Raw genomic sequence first — 7,017 nt, 5'->3', positions numbered from 1 at the left:
CCATAGGGGTGTAGGCCGGGAAAAAATCAGTAGATTTCCCTGTAGTATGTCCACATCAATTCCCTTTCTAATGGCTTTTAGGGTAGTAATGAGTATCTGGCTTTTCCAACTTGTTCGGAGATACTGAAATCACCGTTAGTTTTATATAGAAGAACTTTCATACCTATTTTGAGGTGGTAAAATATGATAGGACAAGGTGGAACACCAGTTCTGATATTGAAGGAAGGAACAAAAAGGGAAAGAGGAAAGGGTGCGTTGGAAAACAACATCATGGCAGCGACTGCACTTGCAGATACAGTGAAGACAACACTAGGTCCAAGGGGCCTTGACAAAATGCTGGTTGACAGCATGGGCGATGTAGTCATCACAAATGACGGTGTGACAATTCTGAAAGAAGTAGATGTAGAGCATCCAGCAGCCAAGATGCTGGTTGAGGTAGCGAAAACTCAGGACGAAGAGTGCGGTGATGGTACAACAACTGCAGTGGTACTTGCAGGTGAGCTCTTAAAGAAAGCTCTCGACCTTGTTGACCAGAATATACATCCGACAGTGATTACTGGCGGTTACAAGATGGCTTCCAGCAAGGCAATAGAGGAACTCCAGAAGATCGCAGAGAAAGTTTCAATTGAGGACACAGAAAAACTGAAGGAGATTGCAATGACAGCAATGGGTTCCAAGAGTGTAAGTGCTGTGAGAGATTATCTTGCAGAGATTGCTGTGAAGGCCGTGAAAGCTGTTGCTGAAAAATACGATGGGGGCTATCGTGTGGACTTAGATAACATCCAGATTACAAAGAAGCACGGTGGTTCTGTGACCGACACAGAAGTGATCGAGGGCATAATCGTGGACAAAGAGAGAGTCCATGCTGGAATGCCAGTAAAGGTTGAGAATGCGAAAATTGCATTGATTGATTCAGCCCTTGAAGTGAAGAAGACAGAGATTGATGCAAAGATTGAAATCACAGACCCATCACAGCTAACAGCATTCCTGGCAGAGGAAGAAAAGATGCTGAAAAACATGGTAGAGACCATTAAGAAGAGTGGTGCAAATGTGGTCTTCTGCCAGAAAGGAATTGATGATCTGGCTCAGCATTTCCTTGCGAAGGCTGGAATTTATGCGGTAAGGAGAGTAAAGAAGTCGGATATGGAGAAGCTCTCTAAGGCAACTGGTGCTAACATTATCACAAAGCTCAGCGAGCTTACTGCTGAGGACCTCGGCAAGGCCGCACTGGTAGAAGAGAGAAAGATTGGCGATGACAAGATGACCTTTGTTACTGGATGCACAGGTGCAAAGGCGGTCTCTATTCTCATCAGAGGTGGCACAGAGCATGTAGTAGATGAAATTGAGCGCTCACTTGAGGATGCGACAAGTGTTGTTGCAGTGGCCATTGAGGACGGATACATGATCACTGGTGCAGGGGCAGCAGCTACTGAACTCGCACTTAGATTAAGAGATTATGCAGCTACGGTTGGTGGCAGAGAGCAACTAGCGATTGAGGCATTTGCAAGTGCTCTAGAAGTGATTCCAAGAACCCTTGCAGAGAACGCAGGCATGGATCCAATTGATGTGCTTATTGAATTGAGGAAGGCCCACAAAGACAAGAAGATACACTATGGTGTGAATGTACTAACTGGTAAAGTTGGGGACATGCGAAAGGAGAAAGTGCTCGAGCCACTTAGAGTGGGTAGGCAAGCAATTCAGTCCGCCACTGAAGCGGCAGTGATGATTCTCAGAATCGACGATGTAATTGCAGGTAAGCCCTCAGAGACAGGCAAGGGACCGAAGGGAGGTCCAGAAGGACCTGGCGGTGGCTCCGAGTTTGAGGACTAAAAAAACTATTTTATTCTTTTTTTTAATTCTGGGGGTGTGCACTTGTCAAAGAGGAAGAAAGAGCACGAAGATGATGAAGAGCATAACATGCATTGGGAGTCAGACATTTTCGACGAGGCCTTTAACAGAGAATTCGAGAGAATTCGCGATCTTCTAGAAAATTTTTTTGAAAAAATGGATAAAATTGATCTAGATGAATTTACAAACCGTCCAATCATCTATGGATTTTCCCTGAAAGTAGGCCCTGATGGAAAACCGATCATCCAGAAATTTGGGAATCTACCGCAGAAATTTGAGGGAGACGAAATCAAAGCCATTGAAAGTGCACCTCGCGAACCCTTAACAGACATTGTTGAGACTCACGATAGTTTTTCTGTCACACTAGAAGTACCTGGTGTTGAAAAGGAGGACATTGACCTTACAGTGGCAGATCGAGTACTCATTGTAAGAGTAGATTCGTCTAACAGAAAATATTCAAAGGAAATTGAACTCCCACACGATGTTGATGAAAAATCTGCAAAGGCCTCTTTTAAAAATGGGGTTCTAGACATCACATTCACAAAGAAGAAAAAGGAGGACGAGGGCTTCAAAATCAAGGTTCAGTGAAAAAGGAGCAAGACCATGACTGACGAAAACACTGAGTTGAAGCTAGAGAACAAAATGGATGAGAAAGGGAACTCCGTAAATACAGAGTTAAAGGAGAAACAAGAGGAGGAATTGAAGAAATTGCTTGAAATGAAAGAGGAGGAAATTAAGACCCTGAAGAGCCAGATGCTTTATCTCCAAGCCGATTTTGAAAATTTCAGAAAACGGAAGGAAAAGGAGAATTCTGAACTCCGAAAGCTAGTGCTTATAGATTTTATGAGGGCTTTACTTTCTCTGCTTGACGATTTTGAGGCGATGGAGAAAAACTTGGGTGGTATGGATGCAAAGGTGCTCTCTGAAGGATTACTTGCTCTAAAGAAAAATTTTCTTGACACACTTTGGAAGATGGGGCTCAGAGAGATTGAATGTGAAAAATTTGACCCAAATATGCATGAGATTGAAGCAGTGGTCGCTGCAGATGCAGACAATAAAGTCTTGGAAATTGTGAGAAAGGGTTACATATTGGAAGGAGTAGTGCTGCGGCCTGCAAGAATAATTGTTGGGAAAAAATTTGAAAGCCAAAAATCAGAACCCAACACTACTTCTTAAGGTCTCCATAACAATGTTTGGATCAAACCGCTGTCGCTGTCTAGTGCTCACCTCTTCGAGATAGAATTTCACTGCATGCTTCAGATTTCTTTCTGGGACCTCAATTTCTGGCTTCTCGTTGTTGAAATATTCAAGCATGCTCATTGCACATGCAAGCTTTATTGCACGGGACTGAAGCCGTGGCGAGAAATTAATGCTTTCAATGTGTTCTAAAATTGCGGAGTTTACATTTTTGAATACTTCGTAGATCTTTCTATTAAGTTTTATTGGCTTATATTGGAATTTGGTAGCAACGAGTGGATGCTTCGTTTGGATAGCATAAACAAGTGTGAGATGGTCCCTGATTTTCTCAGCGAGAGAAAAATCCAGCTCACCAAGTTCAAGTCGTGCATTGCTATTTTCAATTTCGAGAAAACGTTCCTTGCTCATCTGATGGAGACGACAGAGCATCCTATCTTCAATTGCAGCAAAATTTGGGTCTGAGATGGTCACTTCATAGCCCAGGCCCTCACTTCTCGTATTGTAGTTAACTGCAAAAAATGAGGAAAATCTATAGGGTCCGATTGTACCTATTGTGGACTCGTATTTTACCTCCCTTTGCTCCATGACAAGCTTCAATGGCTCTACCATCCCCTTGTATTTGAACCAGTCGTTGAACTCGGGCACAATAAAGTTAAATTTTCTTCCAGCATAGGCCTCGCCTATTCTTATGAACTGTGCTGGCGTCATGCCACCACAATATCTGTTTTTTCCTGGTAGCCCATGTGGGGGGACGCCCATTCTCTGATTACCTCTTATCATGTCATCAATCGTAAAAGTTTTCCCAGTACCCGGTGGACCAAAAAATGAGATGCTAAAACCTGTGTGCCCAGTAACCTTATCGTTCGGAGAGAGAATTTCAACATCTGCCAATGCATACTGGTGCACTATACTAAGCATGGTATCAAAGTAGATGAGGTTGCCAAAGAGATTACGAAGATACTCCGCAAGTCCATCAGTGTTGAAATTCTTACCGAATTTCACAACATCTTCCAATCTTTCTAGAACAAGGTCATGCAAATATTTTTCAAACTCTCCGTCCATTCTTTCAATTTCCATAAGTTCCTCTCTTGCAGTAGGGTTCACATTCTGAAGTTGCTCAAACTCTAATTTCTGGTATCTCTGTATTTCTGCCTCCACAATACTCGGCTCTACGATGTAGAAAGTACCATCCCCTAGTTTCTTCAGCACACCTCTCTTTAATAGCTGGTTTATGAATGGTTCAGGGTTCACAAAGATTCCGTTTCTAGTAAGTAACTCCCTTACTTCATTCGAATTGAAGCCAAGACGCGCAGATGCAATTGTGCGATTTTTTCCATAAGTTGTGCTCATCCTTTTTTTCCAGTCCTCGGTTTTCTTTATGGCCTGAGCATTACACTCCAGAATGGCAAGCATTACTTCCTTACCATACTCTCGCTCAAATAAGTCCTCAAGCATGAGAACATGTACGCCTATCCACTATTTTGGCTTTTCTATGGTGCCATTTCATTGAACACTACCAAAACATTTATGGGCAATGTTGAGATATATCTTCGAGGTGGAAAATGCCGCTTTATGTGGACCCTATGACATGTACGGGCTGTAGAATCTGTCAGCTCGTGTGTTCATTCAACAAGGAAGGAAAAATCTGGCTTGCAGCTGCAAGGGTCGATGTAATAAGGGAAAAGAGCGGGAAGGACTACATAAATGCTTGCAGGAACTGCAAAAATCCAAAGTGTATGACCGCATGTAAGCATGGTGCAATTGAATTCATTGAGGGAAAGGTTTACATTAACGAAAAGAAGTGTAAGGGTTGTGGTGCCTGCATTTCCGCTTGCCCGTTCGGGGCAATAAAAATGCATCCAGTAAAAGAGAAAGCGATAAAATGTGATTTTTGTGGAAAGTGTGTAGAATTTTGTCCACCTAAAGTGCTGAAGATGAGGTGAATAACATGAGAATACCAGGTTATGCAAATACATTGCTGGTTATCAACTTGTCAACAAAGAAAGTGCAGCGTCGCAGAATTCCTCCTGAGATTATTCGAAGATACATAGGTGGTGCTGGTTTCTGCTCCTACTACCTTTTCCACATGCTCAAGAAGGGTTTAGAGCCGCTCTCCCCTAAGAATGTGCTGATGTTTGCAACTGGTCCATTCACTGGCACACTCTGGCCCCAAGGTTCAAGATATACTGTTGCATGTAAATCTCCACTCACAGATGGTTGGGGTGAGGCACATTCTGCAGGTTTCTGGGGACCGTATCTCAAATTCGCAGGGTTTGACGGGATAATTATAACAGGGGCTGCAAAAAAACCTGTTTATATAGTCATAAACGATGGTGAAGTAGAAATAAAAAATGCTTCACACATATGGGGTAAAACGGTAGAAGAAACAGAAGAGTCAATTAAAAGGGATGAAGGTAAGGAGTTCAGCGTTGCCTCCATCGGTCCAGCTGGGGAAAATCTTGTGCGGTTTGCAGCAATAATGAACGATTTAGATAGGGCTGCTGCTAGATGTGGCGTCGGAGCTGTGATGGGGGCGAAGAAGCTGAAGGCAATAGCGGTTTACGGAACCAAGCCGGTGGAAATCTACGACAAAGAAAACTATTTGGATGGAATCAGAAAGCTGCATGATAAAATGGCTAAAGACCCTCTCACACCTGGAAGAATAAAGTATGGCACAACTGCTCTGGTTGACCTGATGAATGAAATTGGAAGATTCCCAACATATAATTGCAGAACTGGTTACTATCCTGAAGCCTACAAGATAAACGGAGACGCAATCAATGCCAGATATCTAATAAAGCCAAGAGCTGACTTTGCTTGCACGCAGAGATGTGCAAGGTATTGCAAAGTTGAAAGTGGAAAATACAAATGCATTTCTGGTGGCCCGGAGTACGAGACCCTGTCCTCCCTTGGTTCTCGCTGTGGAAACTCAAATCTTGAAGCAGTGCTTTATGCAAATTATCTGTGCAATGACCTGGGTATGGATACTATTTCTGCAGGTGCAACAATTTCCTGGGCAATGGAATGCTATGAACTGGGATTGATTGATAAAAATGATACGCAAGGCATAGATCTCAAATGGGGAAACTCTGAAGCAATCTGTAACTTGCTTGAGTTGATTGCCTACAAGAAGGGCTTTGGCAATCTTCTTGCTGAAGGAAGTTATAGGGCCGCCCAGAAGATCGGGCGAGGCACAGAGAAGTATGTAATGCATGTGAAAAAGATGGAGATTGCAGGTCAAGATGGCAGGGCTCAAAAATCAATGGGATTAGCCATGACTGTTTCGCCAAGGGGTGCTGACCATCTGTACGCTTTTCCTGTCCTTGACGAAGCTGGATTTGTGGAGAAAATCAAAGAGGTCTATGGAGACCAGTTTTTACCTGAAATTGCGGACCGGCTCAATCCGAAGTACAAGGGTTACATGGTCTTTGTTAATGAGAATTTTTCAACACTCGTTGAATCTTTGGGAGCATGCAAATACGGGACGATGGTGCCGCCTGCACTTTATTACCCAGAAGTAATTCTTGGTTTAAGAATCACCACGGGCATGGAATTTGATAGAAAGGAACTGGAAATAATAGGTGAACGAATTGTCAATCTAAATCGCCTCTTCAACATTAGAGAAGGTTTTTCTGCAAAGGACGATAGGTTACCGGAAAGATTCACTAAAGAGCCAATGCCTGATGGTGCCGCAAAGGACCAGATTGTTGAAATTGATGAAATGCTGAAGGATTACTATGGTCTAAGAGAATGGGATGAAAACGGTTATCCAAGTGTGCGGAAAATTCAGGAGTTGGGGTTAGAAAAGGAATGGGAAATGGTGGAGAAAGATGTAAGAAGTAAGAGGGTCATAAAGAATAGCCATTACAAATCTTTATTTGGGAGAGGCATATAAAAACCTCCTTGGGTAGAAAGGAAGCATTCGCAGTGTGTCCCATTTGGAGCAAGATGGGACACCCTCTCTTTTCTAAG

General features: G+C 43.0%; 6 protein-coding genes. 5 read left to right on the top strand and 1 reads right to left on the bottom strand.

Features of this window, described 5'->3' with window-relative positions:
• Nucleotides 1-183: 183 nt before the first annotated feature.
• From thsB to QXD64_08855, 3 genes are read left to right on the top strand one after another with little or no spacing between them, the layout of a single operon-like run.
• Entirely contained in the window at nt 184-1,830 is a 1,647-nt protein-coding gene (gene thsB, locus QXD64_08865; GenBank protein MEM3397418.1) for a thermosome subunit beta, read from the top strand.
• A 42-nt stretch (nt 1,831-1,872) separates the two neighbouring features.
• Complete coding sequence (hsp20, locus tag QXD64_08860; GenBank protein MEM3397417.1) at nt 1,873-2,436, top strand: archaeal heat shock protein Hsp20; 564 nt, start codon at nt 1,873-1,875, stop codon at nt 2,434-2,436.
• 15 nt (nt 2,437-2,451) lie between these two features.
• On the top strand, nt 2,452-3,024 hold the full coding sequence (locus tag QXD64_08855; GenBank protein MEM3397416.1) for a nucleotide exchange factor GrpE: 573 nt from the start codon (nt 2,452-2,454) through the stop codon (nt 3,022-3,024).
• On the opposite strand, the gene QXD64_08850 is transcribed toward QXD64_08855, so the two are convergent.
• Complete coding sequence (locus QXD64_08850; protein ID MEM3397415.1) at nt 3,001-4,500, bottom strand: hypothetical protein; 1,500 nt, start codon at nt 4,498-4,500, stop codon at nt 3,001-3,003. The two genes, QXD64_08855 and QXD64_08850, sit on opposite strands and share 24 nt — an antisense overlap.
• Before the next feature lie 107 nt (nt 4,501-4,607).
• Between QXD64_08850 and QXD64_08845 the strand changes: the two genes are divergently transcribed.
• Both QXD64_08845 and QXD64_08840 read left to right on the top strand, forming a co-directional pair.
• Nucleotides 4,608-4,988 (top strand): 4Fe-4S dicluster domain-containing protein, encoded by a 381-nt coding sequence (locus QXD64_08845; protein ID MEM3397414.1) that lies wholly within the window; start codon nt 4,608-4,610, stop codon nt 4,986-4,988.
• Between the two features lie 5 nt (nt 4,989-4,993).
• Entirely contained in the window at nt 4,994-6,940 is a 1,947-nt protein-coding gene (locus QXD64_08840) for an aldehyde ferredoxin oxidoreductase family protein (GenBank protein ID MEM3397413.1), read from the top strand.
• The last annotated feature ends 77 nt before the right edge of the window (nt 6,941-7,017 follow it).

It is taken from the genome of Thermoplasmata archaeon (assembly GCA_038874435.1).
Classification (GTDB): Archaea; Thermoplasmatota; Thermoplasmata; order Lutacidiplasmatales; family SKW197; genus SKW197.
Note: the sequence above shows the minus strand (reverse complement) of the source record. Positions and strands in the feature narration are given on the sequence as shown.

Coding starts and splice junctions, on each gene's coding strand:
- thsB (MEM3397418.1), top strand. CDS start 184: ATGATAGGACAAGGTGGAACACCAGTTCTGATATTGAAGGAAGGAACA.
- QXD64_08850 (MEM3397415.1), bottom strand. CDS start 4,500: ATGCTTGAGGACTTATTTGAGCGAGAGTATGGTAAGGAAGTAATGCTT.
- QXD64_08845 (MEM3397414.1), top strand. CDS start 4,608: ATGCCGCTTTATGTGGACCCTATGACATGTACGGGCTGTAGAATCTGT.
- QXD64_08840 (MEM3397413.1), top strand. CDS start 4,994: ATGAGAATACCAGGTTATGCAAATACATTGCTGGTTATCAACTTGTCA.
- QXD64_08855 (MEM3397416.1), top strand. CDS start 2,452: ATGACTGACGAAAACACTGAGTTGAAGCTAGAGAACAAAATGGATGAG.